1 protein-coding gene is annotated in these 2592 nt (G+C 59.3%); it reads left to right on the forward strand.

The window, feature by feature from the left end:
* Positions 1-546: 546 nt before the first annotated feature.
* Positions 547-2436, forward strand: coding sequence for a carbon starvation CstA family protein (locus tag ABHR63_RS09910; protein ID WP_271761487.1), 1890 nt, complete (start codon positions 547-549; stop codon positions 2434-2436).
* The last annotated feature ends 156 nt before the right edge of the window (positions 2437-2592 follow it).

Raw genomic sequence — 2592 nt, forward strand, 5'->3', positions numbered from 1 at the left:
CTGACCTCGGACTTTACCCAGCGACAGTTTTTGCATGAGAGATGTCCCTCGGGAGCGGGCGGGCGTATACAAGGTTTCCTGCTCTACAGTCCTGCTCGCACGGAGAGCACATTAAGTGCTCTCCGGCTCGTGCGGAACTCGCGATAAACCTTGTATACGCCCGCCCGCTCCCGAGGGACATCTCTCATGCAAAAACTGTCGCTGGGTAAAGTCCGAGGTCAGTGGCGTTTTATACCGAGAAATCCAAAAAAGTTGAAAATTCATTACAAATTTGCGTTGACTTTAGGTAACTAAAGTTTCATACTCCTTTTCAACCACTGGGGGATGTGAACACGCACGGATCGTTCGCATCATGATTGAAGAGGATTTCTTAGACATGTTCACGCATCAGCTAAACATTATCAGCGTAGTAATTATCTGATGCGGGTTAGCACATACAGCTAGCCCGTACGATAACGGGCGGCTGATGAAGATGAGGGCCGTCGAGCGCAACCGACGGCCCTCATTTTTTATGTCTAGGAAGTTCTTTTTAGAGGAGGAAATGTAATGAACGGAGTTTTGCTCATGGTTGTGGCCGCGGCGGTGCTCGCCTGCGGCTATCTGGGCTATGGCCGATGGCTGGCCAACAAGTGGGGCGTTGACAAAGAGGCCCTCACGCCGGCCAAGCGCATGAAGGACGGCAACAGCTTCTCGCCCGTCTCCGCCTTCACTGCGTTCTCGCACCAGTTCAGCTCGATCTGCGGTGCTGGCCCTGTTACGGGTACGATCGTCGCCATGGCCTTTGGCTGGCTGCCCGTCGTGCTCTGGGTCCTCGTCGGCGGCATCTTCTTTGGCGCCGTCCACGACTTTGGTGCCCTGTACGCTTCGATGAAGAACAACGGCAAGTCGCTCGCTCAGCTCATCGAGAAGTACATCGGCAAGACCGGCCGTCGCCTGTTCCTGCTGTTCTGCTGGCTGTTCTGCATCATCGTCATCGCCGCCTTCACCGATATGGTCTGCAAGACGTTCATGTTCACCCCGGCCGTTGACGCTTCTGGTGCTGCTACCGGTGCCATCGACTTCACCAAGTCCTATGCCGCCGGCTGCGCTGGTACCATCTCCATCCTGTTCACCTTCGTCGCTATCGCCTTTGGTTGGGCCCAGAAGAAGTTCAACCTCACCGGCGCTGCCGAGTTCGTCACCGGCGTTATCCTCATGGTTCTCATGTTCGCCGTCGGTATGCAGTTCCCGGTCTACCTGGATAAGTTCCAGTGGTTCGCCGTCGTCATGGTCTACCTGGTCTTCGCTGGCGCTATGCCCATCCAGATGCTCAAGACCCCGCGTGACTACCTCACTTCCATCATGATGATCGTCATGATCGTCTGCGCTGTCCTCGGCATCGTCGTCCTGGGTGTCAACGGTCAGGCCACTATCACCGCTCCGGTCTTCACCGGCTTCTCCACTGCCTCCGGCATGATGTTCCCGGTCCTGTTCGTCTCCGTCGCATGCGGTGCTCTCTCCGGTTTCCACAGCCTCGTTTCTTCCGGCACCTCTTCCAAGCAGGTCGAGAAGGAGCAGGACGCCGTCAAGGTCGGTTACGGTGCAATGATCGTCGAGTCCTTCGTTGGCATCCTTGCCATCATCGTCGCCGGCATCATGTTCTCCGATATGAACACCGCCGGTACTGGCGCTCTCAACGCCGGTGTCGCTTCCACCCCGTTCCAGATCTTCGCCGCCGGCATCTCCCGCGGTATGCAGGCCTTCGGTGTTGACGGCACGCTCGCTACCGTCTTCATGACCATGAACGTCTCCGCTCTGGCCCTGACCTCGCTCGACGCCGTCGCCCGCATCGCCCGCACCTCGTTCTCCGAGTTCTTTGCCCAGACCAACGACGCCCTGGCCATCGAGTCCAAGGCCGGCTACATGAAGGTCCTCGGCAACCCCTGGTTCGCCACGGTCGTTACCCTGCTTCCCGGTCTCGCTCTCGCTTTTGGTGGCTATGCCAACATCTGGCCGCTCTTTGGTGCTTCCAACCAGCTGCTCGGCGGCATGACCATGATCACCCTCGCCGTGTTCTGCAAGTGCACCGGCCGCAAGGGCTGGATGCTCTACGTGCCCGTCGTCTTCCTGCTCTGCTGCACCTTCACCTCGCTGGTCCAGAGCGCCATGGGCTGCATGACCGCCGTCCAGGCCTACGGTTTCTTCGGTACCATCCCGGCTACCGCCACCACGGCCGCCGTCTCCGTCGCCGCCACCAAGGGCCTGCAGCTCGTCTTTGCCGTCCTGCTGATGGTCCTGGGCCTCATCGTTGCCGTCAACTGCCTCAAGGAGTTCTTCGGCAAGGAGGCTGGCTCCATGCCTGATGAGGAGCCCGAGTGGTCCGATATGGGCAAGGCCGAGTACGGTCGCGCCGCTGCCGCTGAGGCTCCTGCCGACGCCGAGGCCGCCAAGGCCTAGTCGGTCGGACGGGTTGAATCTCCCATCCATTTGACTCGGAAAGACCGGGTCCGCGACTTCGCGGGCTCGGTCTTTTTTCATTACGGGCTTTAGCCTGTGCGGGGCGCGCAGCGCGCCGCATCAGAAACCACCCGCTATGCGGGTGGGGCCAAACGG

Origin of the sequence: Collinsella aerofaciens (genome assembly GCF_039752775.1) — a bacterium.
Classification (GTDB): Bacteria; Actinomycetota; Coriobacteriia; order Coriobacteriales; family Coriobacteriaceae; genus Collinsella; species Collinsella aerofaciens_R.